Consider the following 17,935-nt stretch of genomic DNA (forward strand, 5'->3'; position numbering starts at 1 on the left):
GGCGTGCGGCGGCGGTCGAAGGGACGGAGGCAGGACGGCGATGGCACGGAACATCCAGTCGCTCGAACGGGCGGCCGCGATGCTGCGGCTGCTCGCGGGCGGCGAGCGGCGGCTCGGCCTGTCCGACATCGCGTCCTCGCTCGGCCTCGCCAAGGGCACCGCCCACGGCATCCTGCGCACCCTCCAGCAGGAGGGGTTCGTGGAGCAGGACGACACCTCGGGCCGCTACCAGCTGGGCGCGGAGCTGCTGCGCCTGGGCACCACCTACCTGGACGTGCACGAGCTGCGGGCGCGGGCGCTGGTGTGGACGGACGACCTGGCCCGTGCCAGCGGGGAGAGCGTCTACCTGGGGGTGCTGCACCAGCAGGGCGTGCTGATCGTGCACCACGTGTTCCGGCCAGACGACAGCCGGCAGGTGCTGGAGATCGGGGCCATGCAGCCGCTGCACTCGACGGCGCTCGGCAAGGTGCTGTCGGCCTACGACCCGGTGGCGCACAGCGAGGCGCTGGAGGCGGACCGCAAGCCGTTCACGGACCGGACGGTGTGCGATCCCGGGGACTTCGAGCACCTGCTCGACCTCACCCGCGCGCGCGGGTACGCGGCGGACGTGGAGGAGACCTGGGAGGGGGTGGCGTCGGTCGCCGCCCCGATCCACGACCGGCGCCGGATGCCGGTGGGCGCGGTCGGCATCACGGGGGCGGTGGAGCGGCTGTGCCGGGAGGGCGAGCTGCGTCCGGAGCTGATCGCCGCCGTGCGGGACTGCGCGCGTGCCGTGTCCAGGGATCTGGGCGCGGGCCGCTTCTGAGCGCGGGCCGCTTCTGAGCGCACGCGCGCCGAAACCCTTGGGAGGACCGGGACGCCGGGCGGCGTTCCGGTCTTCGATCTACCCTGAAGTTGCCCTACACCGGCATATACGGACATACAGGGCGAGAAGGTATGTCGACACCTGAAGAGCGATAACCGGTAGCGATCAATAACGATCGCACTTTCGATAGCAGAACTCTTGACGCACGCGTAACGCCGAAGCAAGACTCCCGTCCATCGGTCGGCATTGTCGAACACCTACCGGCAATACGCGTTAGAGTGTGACAACGCCAAGGGCCAGCAGATCGCTCTCACCCCCCTGAGGGCGCCAGATCCCCGGAGGGACCCGGGGTTCGGCTACCCCTGGACGAAGGACAAAGGAGTCGCGGGTGTCCAGCTCCGACATCTTCATCGGCGAGACCATCGGTACCGCCATACTCATTCTGCTCGGCGGTGGCGTCTGCGCCGCCGTCACGCTCAAGGCCTCCAAGGCCCGAGGCGCCGGCTGGCTCGCCATCGCCTTCGGGTGGGGCTTCGCCGTCATGACGGCCGTCTACATCTCCGGACCGCTCTCCGGGGCCCACCTCAACCCGGCCGTCACCGTCGCCCTGGCCATCAAGGACGGCACCTGGACGAACGTCCCGACCTACTTCGCCGGCCAGCTGCTCGGCGCGATGATCGGCGCGACGCTCGTCTGGGTGGCGTACTACGGGCAGTTCCAGGCGCACCTGACCGACCGGGAGATCGTCGGCGGGCCGGGCGCGCAGGACACCACGGCCAAGGCCGTGGAGGCGCAGGAGCAGGCCGCGGGCCCGGTGCTCGGCATCTTCTCCACCGGTCCGGAGATCCGGAACGTGGTGCAGAACCTGGCCACGGAGATCGTCGGCACGGTGGTGCTGATCCTCGCGGTCCTCACGCAGGGCCTCAACGACAAGGGCAACGGCCTGGGCGTCCTCGGCGGCCTGATCACCGCGCTGGTCGTCGTCTCCATCGGCCTCTCGCTCGGCGGCCCCACGGGCTACGCCATCAACCCCGCCCGTGACCTGGGTCCGCGCATCGTGCACGCCCTGCTGCCCCTGCCCAACAAGGGTGGCTCCGACTGGAGCTACGCCTGGATCCCGGTGGTCGGTCCGCTGATCGGCGGCGCCATCGCGGCAGGCATCTACAACGTCGCATTCGCCTGAGAAACCGCTTCGCAGGCACCGAGTCGCACACGCGCCGTACGTACAGGCCCCACACAAGGATTCAGGAGCACACAGTGACCGACGCCCACACCGCAGGCCCCTTCATCGCCGCGATCGACCAGGGCACGACCTCCTCGCGCTGCATCGTCTTCGACCGGGACGGCCGGATCGTCTCCGTCGACCAGAAGGAGCACGAGCAGATCTTCCCCAAGCCGGGCTGGGTCGAGCACAACGCCAACGAGATCTGGACCAACGTCCAGGAGGTCGTCGCCGGGGCCATCGAGAAGGCCGGCATCACCCGCGACGACATCAAGGCCATCGGCATCACCAACCAGCGCGAGACCACCGTGCTGTGGGACAAGAACACCGGTGAGCCCGTCCACAACGCCATCGTCTGGCAGGACACCCGCACCGACGCCCTGTGCCGGGAGCTGGGCCGCAACGTCGGCCAGGACCGCTTCCGCCGCGAGACCGGCCTGCCGCTGGCCTCCTACTTCGCCGGCCCCAAGGCGCGCTGGCTGCTGGACAACGTCGACGGGCTGCGCGAGCGCGCCGAGGCCGGCGACATCCTTTTCGGCACCATGGACTCCTGGGTCATCTGGAACCTGACCGGCGGCGTCAACGGCGGCGAGCACGTCACCGACGTCACCAACGCCTCCCGCACCATGCTGATGAACCTGCACACCATGCGGTGGGACGCGAAGATCGCCGAGTCCATCGGCGTCCCGCTCGCGATGCTGCCGGAGATCCGCTCCTCCGCCGAGGTGTACGGCGAGATCACCGGGGGCAAGCTGGGCGACCTGCTCGGCGGCATCCCGGTCGCCTCCGCGCTCGGCGACCAGCAGGCGGCCCTGTTCGGCCAGACCTGTTTCTCCGAGGGCGAGACCAAGTCCACCTACGGCACCGGCACCTTCATGGTGATGAACACCGGCGAGAAGATCATCAACTCCTACGCCGGCCTGCTGACCACGGTCGGCTACAAGATCGGTGACGAGCCGACGGTGTACGCCCTGGAGGGCTCGATCGCCGTCACGGGCTCCCTGGTGCAGTGGATGCGCGACCAGATGGGCCTGGTCTCCACCGCCGCCGAGATCGAGACGCTCGCGCTCTCCGTCGAGGACAACGGCGGTGCCTACTTCGTCCCGGCGTTCTCCGGCCTGTTCGCCCCGCACTGGCGCTCCGACGCCCGCGGTGTGATCGCCGGCCTGACCCGGTACGTCACCAAGGCGCACCTGGCCCGCGCCGTCCTGGAAGCCACCGCCTGGCAGACGCGGGAGATCGCCGACGCCATGGTGAAGGACTCCGGCGACGAGCTGGTGGCGCTGAAGGTCGACGGCGGCATGACCGCCAACAACCTGCTGATGCAGACGCTCGCCGACGTGCTCGACGCGCCGGTGGTGCGCCCGATGGTCGCCGAGACCACCTGCCTCGGCGCCGCCTACGCCGCCGGCCTCGCCGTCGGCTTCTGGTCCAGCACCGACGAACTGCGCGCCAACTGGCGCCGGGCCGCCGAATGGACCCCCCGCATGGACGCGGCCACCCGCGACCGTGAATACAAGAACTGGCTCAAGGCCGTCGAGCGGACCATGGGCTGGCTCGACGAGGACGAGAGCTGAGCGGTCATACACCGCACAGACCGCTCTGACGAGGAGTAAGTACCCGACATGACCAGTCAGTCCACCCTGCAGTCCGTACCTGCCCTGGGCACGCACCCGGCCTCCGGCTCCAACCCGAGCCGGGCCGAGACCAGGGAGCAGCTCTCCAAGGCGTCGTACGACCTCCTTGTGATCGGCGGCGGCATCCTGGGCATCTCCACCGCCTGGCACGCCGCGCAGTCCGGCCTCAGGGTGGCCCTGGTCGACGCCGGCGACTTCGCCGGCGCCACCTCCTCCGCCTCCTCCAAACTGCTCCACGGCGGTCTGCGCTACCTGCAGACCGGCGCGGTGAAGCTGGTGGCGGAGAACCACTTCGAGCGCCGTGCGGTCTCCCGCCAGGTGGCCCCCCACCTGGCGAACCCGCTCACCTTCTACCTCCCCGTGTACAAGGGCGGCCCGCACGGCGCGGCGAAGCTCGGCGCGGGCGTCTTCGCCTACTCCGCGCTGTCCGCGTTCGGCGACGGCGTGGGCCACCTGCTCTCGCCGGCCAAGGCGGCGCAGGACGTGCCCGAGCTGCGCACCGAGAACCTGAAGGCCGTGGCCGTGTACGGCGACGACCAGATGAACGACGCGCGGATGGCGCTGATGACGGTCCGCGCGGCCGTCGAGGCGGGCGCCGTCGTGCTCAACCACGCCGAGGTGACCGGGCTGCGCTTCACCCGGGGCCGGGTGACCGGTGCCGAGCTGAAGGACCGGATGTCCGGTGACGAGTTCGGGGTCAGCGCCCGCCTGGTGCTGAACGCGACCGGGCCGTGGGTGGACCACCTGCGCCGGCTGGAGGACCCGGACGCGGCGCCGTCGATCCGGCTGTCGAAGGGCGCGCACCTGGTCCTGAAGCGGACCGCGCCGTGGAAGGCCGCGCTGGCCACCCCGATCGACAAGTACCGCATCACCTTCGCCCTCCCCTGGGAGGACATGCTGCTGCTCGGCACCACCGACGAGGAGTACGAGGGCGACCCGGCGGACGTGTCCGTCAACGACAAGGACATAGCCCAGATCCTGGACGAGGCCGCGTTCTCCGTCCGGGACCAGCAGCTCCAGCGGGACCTGATCACCTACGCGTTCGCCGGTCTGCGGGTGCTGCCGGGCGGCCCCGGCGACACCGCGAAGGCCAAGCGCGAGACGGTGGTCACCGAGGGCACGGGCGGCATGCTGTCCGTCGCGGGCGGCAAGTGGACCACGTTCCGCCACATCGGCCGCACGATCATGAAGAAGCTGGAGGCGCTGCCGGGCCACCCGCTCGGCGACGACTTCGAGCCGATCGCCTCGCTGCCGAAGAAGCTGCCGCTGCCCGGTGTCGCCAACCCGCGCGCGGTCGCGCACCGGCTGCTGGTGGACAACCCGGCGCCGGGTCCGCGCATGGCCGCCGACACCGCCAAGCACCTGGCCACCCACTACGGCTCCCTGGCGTTCGACATCGCCCGTCTGGCGAACGAGCACCCGGAGCTGGCCGGGCGCGTCCACCCGGACGCCCCGGAGATCTGGGCGCAGGTCGTGTGGGCCCGCGACCACGAGTGGGCCGAGACGGCGGACGACGTGCTGCGCCGCCGTACGACGCTGACGATCCGCGGCCTCGCCACGGACGAGGTGCGCGGCAAGGTGCAGGACCTGCTCGACAAGAAGTAGGCGCGGTCCCTTCGAGGGGGGCGGTTCCCGTTCGGGAGCCGCCCCCCTCGCGGCTCGCGGCACCGGGTACGCCCCCTTCCGAAGCGGTCCCTCCGGTGCTTGTCTCGGGGGCATGACCTTACTGACGAGCTGGCCCGACAGCGGCCCCGCCACCGTGCTCCGCCGGACCTGTGACCCTGCCGAGATCGCGGCGGCCCTCAAGCCGCTCGGGGTGCGCTACGAGCAGTGGCCGGTCCGCGAGGACCTGCCCCACGACGCCGACGGCGAGCGCGTGTCGGCCGCCTACCGCCCGCAGATCGACCGGCTGAGCGCCGAGGAGGGCTTCACCACCGTCGACGTGCTCGGCCTGCACCCGGGCGACGACCCGGAGTACCCGGTGCGGGCCAAGGCCGCCCGGGAGAAGTTCCTCCAGGAGCACACCCACGACGACGATGACGAGGTCCGCTTCTTCGTCTCCGGTTCCGGCGTCTTCTACCTGCACGTCGGCGCCGAGGTGCACGCGGTGCTGTGCGAGCGGGGCGACCTGCTGGGCGTGCCGCGCGGCACCACCCACTGGTTCGACATGGGCACCCGGCCGTCGTTCACGGCGATCCGCTTCTTCCACGAGGAGGACGGCTGGATCGGCAACTTCACCGGTTCGGCGATCTCCTCCCGCTTCCCGGACTTCGACAGCCTCGCCGCCGGTCACCGGCGGGACGGGGGCACGGTGTGAGCCCGCGGGTGGACGCGGACGCGGTGGTGCTCGACATCGAGGGCACCACGAGTGCGACGGCCTTCGTGGTGGACGTCCTCTACCCCTACGCGCGCTCCCGGTTCGCGGCGCTGCTCACCGAGCGGGCCGGCGAGCCCGAGGTGGCCCGGGCGATGGCGGGGGTGCGCGAGCTGACGGGCGAGCCGGACGCCGACGCCGCCCGGATCGAGAAGACGCTGAACGCCTGGCTGGACGAGGACCGCAAGGCGGCCCCGCTGAAGGTCCTCCAGGGCGTCGTCTGGTCCGAGGGCTTCGCGCGCGGCGACCTGGTCGCGCACTTCTACGCCGACGTCGTCCCGGCGCTGCGCGCCTGGCACGCGGCCGGGGTGCGCCTGTACGTGTACTCCTCCGGGTCGGTGGCGGCGCAGCGGGCGTGGTTCTCCGCGACGCCCGAGGGCGATCTGCTGCCGCTGCTCGCGGGGCTGTACGACACGGAGAACGCCGGTCCCAAGCTGGAGCCGGCGTCGTACCGCCGTATCGCCTCGGCGGCGGGTGCGGCGCCGGACCGGCTGGTGTTCCTGTCCGACCGCCGGGGTGAGCTGGACGCGGCGCGGGCGGCGGGCTGGCACACGGTCGGGGTACGGCGGCCCGGGGAGCCGTACTACGCGGTGGGTGTCGGGGACCATCCCGAGGCGGGCACGTTCGCCGGGATCAGGGTGGGCGGGGGCGGCCGGTGACGGCGGGCCTGCGGGAGGCGGGGGCGGTGCTCGCCGCCGAGTCGGCGCGGTTCGCCTCGCTCGGCTGGATGCGGGGCACCTCCGGGAACCTGTCCCTGGTGCTGTCGCGTGACCCGCTGCGGCTCGCGGTGACCGGGAGCGGGCTGGACAAGGGTGAGCTGACGGCCGAGGACGTGGTGCTGGTCGATGGGCGGGGGGCGGCCGTGCAGGGCGGCAGGCCGTCGGCGGAGGCCGCGCTGCACGCGCGCGTGGCCGCGCTGACCGGCGCGGGCGCGGTGGTGCACGTGCACACCGTGGCGTCGGTGGCGATGGGCCGCCGGGAGCCGGGCGGGATCGTGTTCCGGGATCTGGAGATGCTCAAGGGGGTGGGACAGCCCGCGCACGACGTGGAGGTGGTGCTGCCGGTCATCGCCAACAGCCAGGACATGGCGGAACTGGGTGACCGTCTGGAGGCCGCCCGGAACCCGCGGATGCCGGCGGTGGTGGTCGCGGGGCACGGGCTGTACGCGTGGGGGGAGGATCCGGTGCGGGCCCGGCATCACACCGAAGTGGTCGAGTGGCTGCTGGAGTTGGAGCTGGCCCGCAGGTGAGGCGGCGTCACGCCTGGTCGTGGCCGCGGCGGCTGCCGGGGGTGTTCACCGGCGGGGATCGGGGCAGTGATCCGTTCACTGCCCCGGCAACGGGCTGCGGGCGCCCCCGCCGGACGCCGTAAGGTTGGTGAGTCAAGCGAGGGCACGTCGGAAGGAGGCACTGGGTGATCGAGCTGGAGGGGGTTCCCGAGCTGATCGACCCAGTCATGGTGGCCGCGTTCGAGGGCTGGAACGATGCCGGTGACGCCGCCTCCACGGCGGTCGCGCATCTGGAACGCGAATGGAAGGGCGAGGTGTTCGCGGCGCTGGACGCCGAGGACTACTACGACTTCCAGGTGAACCGCCCCACGGTCTTCATGGACGGCGGCGTGCGCAAGATCACATGGCCGACGACCCGGCTGTCCGTGGTCCGCGTCGGCGGTGACAAGCCCCGCGACTTGGTGCTGGTGCGCGGGATCGAACCGTCCATGCGCTGGCGGTCGTTCTGCAACGAACTGCTCGGTTTCGCGCACGAGCTGGGCGTGGAGCTGGTGGTCGTCCTGGGCGCCCTGCTCGGTGACACCCCGCACACGCGTCCGGTGCCGGTCAGCGGGGTGACGTCCGATCCGGATCTGGCCGAGCGGATGGACCTGGAGGAGACGAAGTACGAGGGGCCGACCGGCATTGTCGGGGTGCTCCAGGAGGCCTGTACGCACGCCGGGGTGCCGGCGGTGTCGCTGTGGGCGGCCGTCCCGCACTACGTGTCGCAGCCGCCCAACCCGAAGGCCACCCTGGCGCTGCTGAACCGTCTGGAGGACCTGCTGGACCTGCGGATCCCGCAGGGTGAGCTGCCGGAGGACGCGCGGGCCTGGCAGGTGGGCGTGGACCAGCTGGCCGCCGAGGACAGCGAGGTCGCCGAGTACGTGCAGACGCTGGAGGAGGCCCGGGACACGGCGGAGCTGCCGGAGGCCTCGGGTGAGGCGATCGCTCGCGAGTTCGAGCGGTATCTGCGGCGCCGGGACGTGGGCCCGCCCGCGCCGGGCGGCCACGCGACGGCGGACGGCGGGGAGGGCGGTTCGTTCCTGCGGGACAGCCCGGCCGGTCCCGCGGGTCCGGCCGGGCGCAACCGTCCGCCCAGGCCGGACACCTCCGGCGGTCCGAGGGAGGGCGACGGCGACGAGGACGAGGGCGACGGCTCGCAGGACTGAGCGGTGCGTGTGGGAGGGGCGGTTCCCCGGCCGGGGAACCGCCCCTCTCGTGTGCTCGCCCGCTCTAGAGGGCCACGCGCCCGCTTTAGAGGGCCACGCCCAGCAGTGCGTCCACGGCCCGGCTGACCAGGCCCGGGGCGCCGGTGTCGGTGCCGCCCTCGGCCGTCTGCCGTGCGGCCCAGCGGTCCACGGCGGTCAGCGCGGTGGGGGCGTCCAGGTCGTTCGCGAGCGCCGCGCGGATCTCCTCGACGAGCGCGTCGGCGGACGGCCCGTCGGGCCGGGAGACGGCCGCGCGCCAGCGGTCCAGGCGCGCCACGGCGTCCTGGAGCACCTGGTCGGTCCACTCCCAGTCGGTGCGGTAGTGGTGGGCGAGCAGCGCGAGCCGGATCGCGGCCGGGTCGACGCCGTCGCGGCGCAGGGTGGAGACGAAGACCAGGTTGCCCCTGGACTTGGACATCTTCTCGCCGTCCAGGCCGACCATGCCGGCGTGCACGTACGCCTTGGCCATGGGGAACTCGCCGGTGAGCACCTGGGCGTGCGAGGCGCCCATCTCGTGGTGCGGGAAGGCGAGGTCGGAGCCGCCGCCCTGGACGTCGAAGCCCATGCCGAGGTGGTCGAGGGCGATGGCGACGCACTCGATGTGCCAGCCGGGCCGGCCCCGGCCGAGGGAGCCGCCGTCCCAGCTGGGCTCGCCGTCGCGGGCGGCCATCCACAGCATCGGGTCGAGCGGGTTCTTCTTGCCCGGGCGGTCCGGGTCGCCGCCGCGCTCGGCGGACAGCAGCCGCATGGCGGCGGCGTCGAGGCCCGAGACCTCGCCGAAGTGCGGGTCGGACTCGACGGAGAAGTAGACGTCGCCCTCCAGCTCGTAGGCGGCGCCGAGGTCACGCAGCCGCTCCACCAGCGGGACGATGCCGGGTATCGCCTCGACGGCGCCGATGTAGTGCCGGGGCGGGAGCATCCGCAGGGCGGTCATGTCCTCGCGGAAGAGGGCGGTCTCCTGCTCGGCGAGGGCGACCCAGTCGACGCCGTCCCGGTCCGCGCGCTCCAGCAGCGGGTCGTCGACGTCGGTGACGTTCTGGACGTAGTGGACCTGCCGCTTGGTGTCGAGCCACACGCGCTGCACGAGGTCGAACGCGTTGTAGGTCGCCGCGTGACCCAGGTGGGTCGCGTCGTACGGGGTGATGCCGCAGACGTAGATACGGGCGACGGGACCGGGGTCGAGGGTGACGAGGCCGCCGGTCGCGGTGTCGTGGATCCTCAGGTCGCGGCCCTGACCAGGCAGGGCGGGGACCTCGGAAGCGGGCCAGGCATGCATGTACATGAGCCTAACCCGGCGCCGAGCCGCGCAGACGAACGGGATCGGACGGATGGCCGACGGGGCGTTCTTGCGTCTCCGGGCGCCGGTGTGGCAGGGAGGGCGCGGGGGTCAGACGGGGGGCCAGGGGATGGCGGGCCACTCGCCGCTCGGCTCGGGGTGAAGGCCCGTGGTGAGCAGGGCGTCCACCCGCGCGCGCGTGGCGGCGATCTCGGCCACGGTGAGGTGCGGGGCCAGCCGGTCGCCCAGCGGCCCGCTGAGGGCGTCTCTGAGGCCCTTGAGGACGTCGGTGGCCTCCGGGGTGAGGGGTTCGCCGGCCCAGCCCCACAGCAGGGTGCGCAGCTTGTCGTCGACGTTGAAGGTGACGCCGTGGTCGATGCCGTAGAGCCGGCCGTCGGCGGTGGGCAGCAGGTGGCCGCCCTTGCGGTCGGCGTTGTTGACGACGGCGTCCAGGACGGCGAGCCGGCGCAGCCGTTCGTCGTCGGCGTGCACGAGCAGCGCGGTGCGGTCCTCGCCGACCTCGGCGAGGCCGATCGCCTTCCAGCCGGGCTCGGGTTCCTCGCCGTCGACCAGGGCGAGCAGTTCGGCCTCGGCGTCGACGTCGATCCACAGCTGGCACATGCCCTCGCCGTAGGGGCCGTCGCGCAGCACGGTCGGCGGGACGAGTCCCCAGCCGGTGGCCTCGGAGACCTCGTAGGCGGCCACCTCGCGGCCCGCGAGGGTGCCGTCGGGGAAGTCCCACAGGGGGCGTTCGCCGGCCACCGGCTTGTAGACGCAGGAGGCTTCCCGGCCGTCCAGCGCGACGGTGCAGAACAGGGCGGCGTTGGACGCCTCGCGGATCCGGCCGCGCACGGTCAGCTCACCCCGTGCGACCAGGTCGACGAGGTCCGCGTCGGTGGCGGTCACGCTCCGCGGCGGTATCCGTTCTGGCGCGGACATACGTGTCCTTCCGGGTCGAGCGGGAGGCTGCACAGCGGGCACGGCGGCCGCCCGGCGTTGACGACGTCCAGGGCGCGCTTGGCGAAGGCCCGGGCCTGCGCGCCGGTCAGCCGGACCCGCAGCATCGGGGGCCCGTTCTCCTCGTCCTGGAGCAGCCGCTCCTCGGCCTCGGCGAGGTCCTCCTCGGTGTCGGCGTCCAGTTCGACGAGGGCCTGTGCCTCGACGATCATGCGCTGGTCCTCGCCGTCCCAGGCCAGGGCCATGGTGCCGACGCGGAACTCCTCCTCGACGGGGGATTCCAGCGGGGCGCTGTCGGCGATCTCGGAGGGCGCCATGGCGGGCACGGCGGCGCTGCCGCCGCTGCGCCGTACGACCTCGTCGAGGAGTTCGTCCATACGCTCGGCGAGTGCGGCGACCTGGGTCTTCTCCAGGGCCACGCTGGTCACCCGGGGGCCTGCGGTGGCCTGGAGGAAGAAGGTACGGCGTCCGGGCAGTCCGACCGTGCCGGCCACGAAGCGGTCCGGCTGGTCGTAGAGGAACACCTGACGGGACACGTCCTGTCTCCAGTGGAATCGAGGGTGTGGGCGATGCGGGCGGTACGGGCTCGCGGCGGTGCGGACCGCTTCACCCTACTGCGCGCGACGATCACGGTGCGCCCGCACCGCCCCCGACCGGTGCGTCACCTTCGCCGGTCTCCTCGCGCGGGACGAGGGAGGCGAAGTCGCCGGTGTCGCCGAGGCGGACGAGGTAGGGCCGCAGCCGGGTGTAGCGGATCGCGGTGACGGAGCACGGCTCCACGGAGACCCGCTGGAAGAGGTCGAGGTGCAGCCCGAGGGCGTCGGCGACGAGGGACTTGATGATGTCGCCGTGGGAGCACATCAGGTAGACGGCGTCGGCGCCGTGGTCGCGCTCGATCCGCGCGTTCCACTCGCGGACGGCCTCTGCGGCGCGGGTCTGCATGGCCCGCATCGACTCGCCGCCGGGGAAGGCGGCGGCCGACGGATGGGCCTGGACGACCTCCATCAGCGGTTCGTCCTTCAGCTCGGCGAGCTTGCGGCCGGACCAGTCGCCGTAGTGGCACTCCCCGATGCGTTCGTCGGTGTGGACGCGCAGCTCCGGGCGGGCGTCGAGGAGGGGGCGTACGGTCTCCTGGCAGCGCTGGAGCGGGCTGGTGACGACCTCGGCGAGCGGCAGGGCGGCGAGCCGGCCGGGCAGGGCGGCGGCCTGGGCGGTGCCGCGCTCGTCCAGGGCGACGCCGGGCGTCCAGCCGGCGAGCAGGCCGGAGGTGTTGGCGGTGGAACGTCCGTGCCTTACGAGGATCAACGTGGGCATGCGGCAAGGGTAGGTGTTCGCCACCGTGCGGTGGCGGGCGGGCGAAGGGAGAGTGGGCCGCGTGATCGTGGACTGCGCCATCTACCGGCACGGGCAGCGCAGCGAGGGCCCGGAGGACCTGTCCGACGCGCTGGCGGAGGCGCGGGCGGCGGGCGGCTTCGTGTGGATCGGGCTGCACGAGCCGTCGGAGCGGGAGTTCGACCTGGTCACCCGCGAGTTCGGGTTGCATCCGCTGGCCGTGGAGGACGCCCTCAAGGCCCATCAGCGGCCCAAGCTCGAGGTGTACGACGACTCGCTGTTCCTGGTGCTCAAGCCGGTGGTGTACGAGCCGGAGAGCGACGCCGTCTCCAGCGGCGAGATCATGGTGTTCATCGGGGACTGCTTCGTGGTGACCGTCCGGCACGGTGAGGGTTCGCCGCTGGCTGCCGTGCGGCACCGGCTGGAGAAGGAGCCCGAGATGCTGGACAAGGGCCCCACCTCGGTGCTGTACGCGATCGCGGACGCGGTGGTCGACCACTATCTGGAGGTGGCGACGGAGCTGCAGACGGATCTGGAGGAGCTGGAGGCGGAGGTGTTCCAGCCGGAGACCGGCGGCTCGCGGCACACCGCGTCGCGGATCTACACGTTCAAGCGGCAGGTGCTGCGTTTCCGCCGGGCCACCGGGCCGCTGGCGGTGCCGATGGCCCGGCTGGCGGGGACCGGGCAGCTCGGCGGCGAGGTGCCGTTCGTGCACGACGAGGCGCGGCCGTTCTTCCGGGACGTCAGCGACCACCTGATGCGGGTGAACGAGTCGGTGGACGGCCTGGACCGCCTGGTGTCGGACATCCTGTCGGCGCATCTGGCGCAGATGAGCGTGCGGCAGAACGACGACATGCGGAAGATCTCGGCGTGGGCGGCGATGGCGGCGGTCCCGACGATGATCGCGGGGATCTACGGCATGAACTTCGACCACATGCCCGAGCTGCACTGGCTGTGGTCGTACCCGGTGGTGATCGTGGCGATGGCCGCGCTGGAGGTGCTGCTGTACCGGCTGTTCAAGCGGCGCGGCTGGCTGTGATCTCGGCAGGGGCGGCTCAGACGTGCTGCCGCGTCCGGCGGTGGCCGGGCGCGGCGGTTCCTCGTGGGTGTGGGCGAGGTGGTGGTCCTCGTCGTGGGCGAGGATCTTCCGGAACCGGTTCGTGGCCGAAAGCATGGCGGCCGCCTCTCCGCGGAGGGGGCCGCACCAGGGGTGCGGGCGCGTTCGGCCGAAAGAAGGACCCGCGCGGGTCGTAACCGGGCGGCGTCCGGCGCGTTGTTCCCTGTGACGGCCGTGGCGGGGAAGACCCCCCGAGCCCCCACCACGGCCGCGGAACTTCTCCTACGGTCGGCCGCTCACGCCAGTCCGGCGCGCTCCAGGGCCTCGCTGCCGGCGCGCAGGGAGGCGAGCCGCTCCTCCAGGGTGAAGCCGGCCGGCGCCAGGCTCAGGGTGGTGACGCCGGCGGCGGCGTAGGCCTTCATCCGGTCGGCGATGCGGTCGACGGAGCCGAGCAGCGTGGTCTTGTCGATGAGGTCCTGCGGGACCGCGGCGGCGGCGCCCTGCTTGTCCCCGGACAGGTACTTCTGCTGGATCTCGGCGGCTTCCTTCTCGTATCCCATGCGCTGGGCGAGCTGGTTGTAGAAGTTCTGCTTGGCACTGCCCATGCCGCCGACGTAGAGCGCGGTGTAGGGGCGAAAGGTGTCGGCGAGGCGGGCCACGTCCTTGTCGTCGCCGACGGCGAGCGGCAGGGTCGGGCACACGTCGAAGCCGTCGAGGGTCCTGCCCGCCTTCTCGCGGCCCGCGCGCAGGTGCTTGAGGGTGGTCTCCTCCAGGTGCTCGGCGGCCGGGAAGATCAGCAGGGCGCCGTCGGCGATCTCGCCGGTCTGCTCCAGGTTCTTGGGGCCGATCGCCGCGATGTAGAGCGGGATGTGCTCGCGCTGCGGGTGGACGGTCAGCTTGATCGGCTTGCCGGGGCCGCCGGGCAGCGGCAGCGTCCAGTGCGCGCCCTCGTACGTCAGCCGTTCGCGGGTCATCGCCTTGCGGACGATCTCCACGTACTCGCGCGTGCGGGCCAGCGGCTTGTCGAACGTGACGCCGTACCAGCCCTCGGAGACCTGCGGTCCGGAGACGCCGAGGCCGAGCCGGAACCGGCCGCCGGACAGGGAGTCCAGGGTGGCCGCCGTCATCGCGGTCATCGCGGGCTGCCGGGCCGGGATCTGGAAGATGGCCGAGCCGACGTCGATGCGCTCGGTCTGGGCGGCGACCCAGCTGAGCACGGTGGCCGCGTCCGATCCGTAGGCCTCGGCGGCCCAGCACACGGCGAACCCGAGCCGGTCGGCCTCCTGGGCCACGGCCAGATTGTCCCCGTCCATTCCGGCACCCCAGTAGCCGAGGTTGATCCCGAGCTGCATGGCCGATTCCCCTTACCCATGAGTAACGTCCCTGTGCGGGTGACCTTAGCGCGCGGACGGGGCCGGCGGCAGGGCGGGCGGGGGCCGGGATCGGGGCAGGCGGGGGCCGGGATCCGGGCGGCCGGGGTTATCCACAGGCAACCCACGGCACAGGTTCTGGCCAGTAATCTCGCCCGCATGGAGCAGAGGCATCTCGGCCGTACCGGCCTGCGCGTGTCCCGCATCGGGCTCGGCACCCTCACCTGGGGCCGGGACACCGACGAGCACGACGCCGCGGACATGCTGAAGACGTTCTGGGAGGCCGGCGGCACCCTCGTCGACACCGCCGACGTGTACGGCGACGGGGAGTCGGAGTACCTGCTCGGCCGACTCGTCGACGGACTGGTGCCGCGCCGGGACCTGGTGATCTCCACGAAGGCCGGCAGCGTCGCCGATCCCGACCGCCGCTGCGACGGCTCCCGGGGCCATCTGCTGGCCGCGCTGGACGCCTCCCTGGAGCGCCTGGGCACCGACCACGTCGACGTGTGGCACGTGCACGTCTACGACCCCGGCACGCCTCTGGAGGAGACGCTCCAGGCCCTCGACCTGGCGGTCGCCAGCGGCCGGGCGCGGTACGCGGGCGTGGCCAACTTCTGCGGCTGGCAGCTCGCGAAGGCGGCCACCTGGCAGCTCGCGGCGCCGGGCACGCGCACCCGGCTGGCCAGCACGCAGCTGGAGTACTCGCTGCTCCAGCGGGGTGTGGAGCGCGAGGTGCTGCCGGCCGCCCTCGACCTGGGCGTGGGGCTGCTGCCCTCCTCGCCGCTGGGGCGGGGCGTGCTGACCGGGAAGTACCGGCACACCACTCCCCCGGACTCGCGCGGCGCCTCCGAACACCTCGCGCCCTTCGTCGAGCCCTACCTGGACGACACGGCGACCCGCATCGTGGACGCGGTCACCACCGCCGCCGACGGGCTCGCCGTCACCCCGCTCCAGGTGGCCCTCGCCTGGGTCCGGGACCGGCCGGGCGTCACCGCGCCGATCGTCGGCGCGCGCAACGCGCAGCAGCTCACGGCGGCGTTGTCAGTGGAGGCGCTTAGTCTTCCCGATGAGATCTGCCGGGCGCTGGACGATGTGTCGGCGCCCGTGCACCGCTATCCCGATCACGACTGGAGCACGCTGTGAGCACGGAGCCGGAGACCACGGAGAACGCCGGGCCGGGGACACCGGAGGTCCCGGAGGCCGCGTCCGCCTCCGGGGAGAGCGTCGGGGAGGGCGGTGACTCGGGGACGGACGGGAGTGTGGAGGCCGCGGACGGGGGCGGTGCGGACGGTACCGAGGGCGCTGCGGGCGGTGCTGAGGCTACGGACGGTGCCGAGGGTGGTGCTCCCGGGCCGTCCGAGGCCGAGGCCGAGTTGGCCGCCCAGCGGGTGGAGCGGGAGCGGATCGCGCGGCGCAAGGCCGAGAAGAAGGACCCGATCGAGAGCGGCGCCAAGCTGAGCGGCACGGCCGCCGACCTGCTCGCCGCCGTGCGGGCCGTGGAGGGCGGCGCCAAGCCGGCGGCCACCGTGTTCGCCGAGCCGGCACCCGCCCCGCGCCGCCCGACCCCGGAGCCGGCGCGCCCACCGCAGCTGGCCCCCGCCCCCGTCACCCCCGCCGCCCCCGCGCCGGAGACCGTGGGGGCCGTGCGCCAGGTGCTGACCGAGGGCGGCGCGCCCGACGCGCTGGCCCCGCAGGTGGCCGCCGCCCTGGGCGAGGGCGCGGCCGAGGCGCTCCGGGAGGACCCCTGGCGGCTGCTCCGGATCGGCGGGGTGCGGCCCGAGCAGGCCGACGGCTTCGCGCGGGCGCTGCTCGGAGCGGAGTCGGGCCCGGACGACGAGCGGCGCGGCCGTGCCCTCACCGGCCGGCTGCTGGAGCAGGCCGCCGTGGCGGGCCACACCGCCCTGGAACTGACCGCGCTCGTCACGGCCCTGGGCCGGCAGGGCGTGCCGGACCCGGACGCGGCGGTGCAGAGCGCCCTCGCGGAGGGCGACGCGCTGGTGTTCCAGGACGCCTTGGACGAGCCCGGCGCACCCGCTCCGCAGGTGGAGGACGCCGAGGACGGCGAGGACGGCGAGGCGGAGCGCCCGGTCCGGGTCCTCGTCGGCCTGGAGCGGTACGCGCTGGCGGAGGAGAGCCTCGCCGACGGCCTGGCCCGGCTGGTCAACTCGCTCGCCGAGGAGACGGAGGAGACCCAGGAGGCCTGGCGGACGGCGGCCGCCAAGGTGACCGGCGGGGCGGCCGAGCTGGTCCGCGCGGTCGCCGGGCACGGCCTGGTGCTGCACACCGGTGGCGAGGCGGCCCGTGCGGAGCCTGCCGCGCTGCTCGGTGCCGCCCGCTCCGCGGGTCTGCGGGCCTTCGCCGTCTGCCACACGCCGGACGGCCGGGACCGCCTGGCCGCGTTGCCGGGCGCGGCGGCGGAGGGTGGCGTGGGCACGGTGGCCGGGCTGCTGTCCGGTGCCGAGGGCCCCGGCCGGGACGCGGAAGGTGCGCTGGCACTGGACCTGCTGATCGTCCTGGACGCCCCCCAGCTCGATGTGGAGGGCGCCGCGATGCTGGTGGAGTCGCTGCCGGACGGCGCCCGGCTGGTGCTCGGCGGCGACCCGGCGACGCTGTGGTCGGCCGGGCCCGGCCGGGTCTTCGCCGACCTCCTGGCCGCCCGCGCCTGCCCCCAGGTCGCCTCCCGGACCCCTGACCCCGGCCCGCTCGGCGAGCTGGTCTCGGGGATCGGCGTCGGCGAGCTGAACCAGGTGGCGGCGCCGGGCAAGGAGATCGTGATCGTCCCGGTGCGGGACGCGGGCGAGGCCGTGCACCGCACCGTGCAGCTCGTCGCGGACTCGGTGCCGCGGGCGATCGAGGTCCCGGCCGAGCAGACCGTGGTGATCACCCCCGGTCATGGCGGCGCCGTGGGCACCCGCGCGCTCAACACCGCCCTGAAGGAACGCCTCAACCCCGGACCGGGACGCTTCGGCGGCTTCGACCCGGGCGACCGGATCGTCCACTCCCCCGCCCCGGGCCGCTCGGTGCCGGGCGTGGTGGTGCGGGCCGACGCCGACGGGCTGCATCTGACGTGCGCGGGCGAGGCCGTGGTCGTACCCCGCGAGCGGGTGGAGGGCCAGGTGCGGCACGGCTGGGCGCTGACCGCGCACCAGGCGGTGGGCGCGCGCTGGCCCGCGGTGGTCGTGGTGCTGCCGGGCGACGCCGCGCAGGCGCTCAGCAGGCCGTGGGTGTACACGGCGTTCGGCCGGGCGGAACGGCACCTGTCCGTGGTGCACGGTGTGGAGCAGGCGCTGCCCGAGGCGGTGGCCCAGGTGCCGGCCAAGCCGCGCACGACCCGGCTTCAGGCCCTGCTACGGACGCAGGTGCCGGCGGCGGGCTGAGGTTCCCCGCGGCGGCGGTGCCGTGCCGGCCCCGGGCCGTACGGCACCGCCGG

Annotated in this window: 16 protein-coding genes; 11 read left to right on the forward strand and 5 right to left on the reverse strand. The window is 73.2% G+C overall.

From position 1 onward, the window contains the following. Positions 1-40 precede the first annotated feature (40 nt). The 8 genes from NX794_RS12185 (at position 41) to NX794_RS12220 (ending at position 8,474) form a co-directional block, all read left to right on the forward strand. Positions 41-805: an IclR family transcriptional regulator gene (locus NX794_RS12185; protein ID WP_258778465.1), complete on the forward strand. Its 765-nt coding sequence runs from the start codon at positions 41-43 to the stop codon at positions 803-805. Positions 806-1,193: 388 nt separating this feature from the next. Further along, a complete protein-coding gene (locus tag NX794_RS12190; RefSeq protein WP_258778466.1) occupies positions 1,194-1,988 on the forward strand; it encodes an MIP/aquaporin family protein in 795 nt (264 codons plus the stop codon). Positions 1,989-2,062: 74 nt separating this feature from the next. Then, a complete protein-coding gene (glpK, locus tag NX794_RS12195; protein WP_258778467.1) occupies positions 2,063-3,604 on the forward strand; it encodes a glycerol kinase GlpK in 1,542 nt (513 codons plus the stop codon). 48 nt (positions 3,605-3,652) lie between these two features. Continuing rightward, positions 3,653-5,269, forward strand: a complete 1,617-nt coding sequence (locus NX794_RS12200; protein WP_258778469.1) for a glycerol-3-phosphate dehydrogenase/oxidase — start codon at positions 3,653-3,655, stop codon at positions 5,267-5,269. Between the two features lie 112 nt (positions 5,270-5,381). Beyond that, positions 5,382-5,981 carry a 1,2-dihydroxy-3-keto-5-methylthiopentene dioxygenase gene (locus NX794_RS12205; RefSeq protein WP_258778471.1) on the forward strand — a complete coding sequence of 200 codons (600 nt, stop codon included), beginning with the start codon at positions 5,382-5,384 and terminating at the stop codon, positions 5,979-5,981. Continuing rightward, positions 5,978-6,697 (forward strand): acireductone synthase, encoded by a 720-nt coding sequence (gene mtnC, locus NX794_RS12210; protein WP_258778472.1) that lies wholly within the window; start codon positions 5,978-5,980, stop codon positions 6,695-6,697. The genes NX794_RS12205 and mtnC overlap by 4 nt, the downstream gene beginning before the upstream one ends. Continuing rightward, positions 6,694-7,287, forward strand: coding sequence for a methylthioribulose 1-phosphate dehydratase (mtnB, locus tag NX794_RS12215; protein WP_258778474.1), 594 nt, complete (start codon positions 6,694-6,696; stop codon positions 7,285-7,287). The genes mtnC and mtnB overlap by 4 nt, the downstream gene beginning before the upstream one ends. Before the next feature lie 164 nt (positions 7,288-7,451). Further along, positions 7,452-8,474, forward strand: coding sequence for a PAC2 family protein (locus NX794_RS12220; protein WP_258778475.1), 1,023 nt, complete (start codon positions 7,452-7,454; stop codon positions 8,472-8,474). Positions 8,475-8,559: 85 nt separating this feature from the next. Here the strand turns inward: NX794_RS12220 and mshC are convergent, their stop codons facing one another. The 4 genes from mshC to NX794_RS12240 all read right to left on the reverse strand — a co-directional run bounded on the left by mshC (position 8,560) and on the right by NX794_RS12240 (position 12,060). Then, on the reverse strand, positions 8,560-9,789 hold the full coding sequence (mshC, locus tag NX794_RS12225) for a cysteine--1-D-myo-inosityl 2-amino-2-deoxy-alpha-D-glucopyranoside ligase (RefSeq protein WP_258778477.1): 1,230 nt from the start codon (positions 9,787-9,789) through the stop codon (positions 8,560-8,562). A 111-nt stretch (positions 9,790-9,900) separates the two neighbouring features. After that, positions 9,901-10,728, reverse strand: a complete 828-nt coding sequence (locus NX794_RS12230) for an SCO1664 family protein (RefSeq protein WP_258778478.1) — start codon at positions 10,726-10,728, stop codon at positions 9,901-9,903. Continuing rightward, entirely contained in the window at positions 10,692-11,282 is a 591-nt protein-coding gene (locus tag NX794_RS12235; protein ID WP_258778479.1) for a DUF3090 domain-containing protein, read from the reverse strand. The genes NX794_RS12230 and NX794_RS12235 overlap by 37 nt, the downstream gene beginning before the upstream one ends. Before the next feature lie 91 nt (positions 11,283-11,373). Then, the gene (locus NX794_RS12240; protein ID WP_258778481.1) at positions 11,374-12,060 is read right to left on the reverse strand and encodes a histidine phosphatase family protein; all 687 of its coding nucleotides are present in this window, start codon (positions 12,058-12,060) and stop codon (positions 11,374-11,376) included. A gap of 61 nt (positions 12,061-12,121) precedes the next feature. On the opposite strand from NX794_RS12240, the gene corA reads away from it, so the two are divergent. Continuing rightward, positions 12,122-13,117: a magnesium/cobalt transporter CorA gene (gene corA, locus NX794_RS12245; protein WP_258778482.1), complete on the forward strand. Its 996-nt coding sequence runs from the start codon at positions 12,122-12,124 to the stop codon at positions 13,115-13,117. A gap of 314 nt (positions 13,118-13,431) precedes the next feature. Here corA and NX794_RS12250 read toward each other — a convergent pair whose 3' ends face one another. Then, positions 13,432-14,487: an LLM class F420-dependent oxidoreductase gene (locus tag NX794_RS12250; protein ID WP_258778484.1), complete on the reverse strand. Its 1,056-nt coding sequence runs from the start codon at positions 14,485-14,487 to the stop codon at positions 13,432-13,434. A 177-nt stretch (positions 14,488-14,664) separates the two neighbouring features. On the opposite strand from NX794_RS12250, the gene NX794_RS12255 reads away from it, so the two are divergent. Both NX794_RS12255 and NX794_RS12260 read left to right on the forward strand, forming a co-directional pair. After that, entirely contained in the window at positions 14,665-15,648 is a 984-nt protein-coding gene (locus NX794_RS12255; protein ID WP_258778486.1) for an aldo/keto reductase, read from the forward strand. Then, a complete protein-coding gene (locus NX794_RS12260) occupies positions 15,645-17,882 on the forward strand; it encodes an ATP-dependent DNA helicase (RefSeq protein ID WP_258778488.1) in 2,238 nt (745 codons plus the stop codon). Before NX794_RS12255 ends, NX794_RS12260 begins: the two co-directional genes overlap by 4 nt. The last annotated feature ends 53 nt before the right edge of the window (positions 17,883-17,935 follow it).

It is taken from the genome of Streptomyces pyxinicus (genome assembly GCF_024753135.1).
GTDB lineage: Bacteria > Actinomycetota > Actinomycetes > Streptomycetales > Streptomycetaceae > Streptomyces > Streptomyces pyxinicus.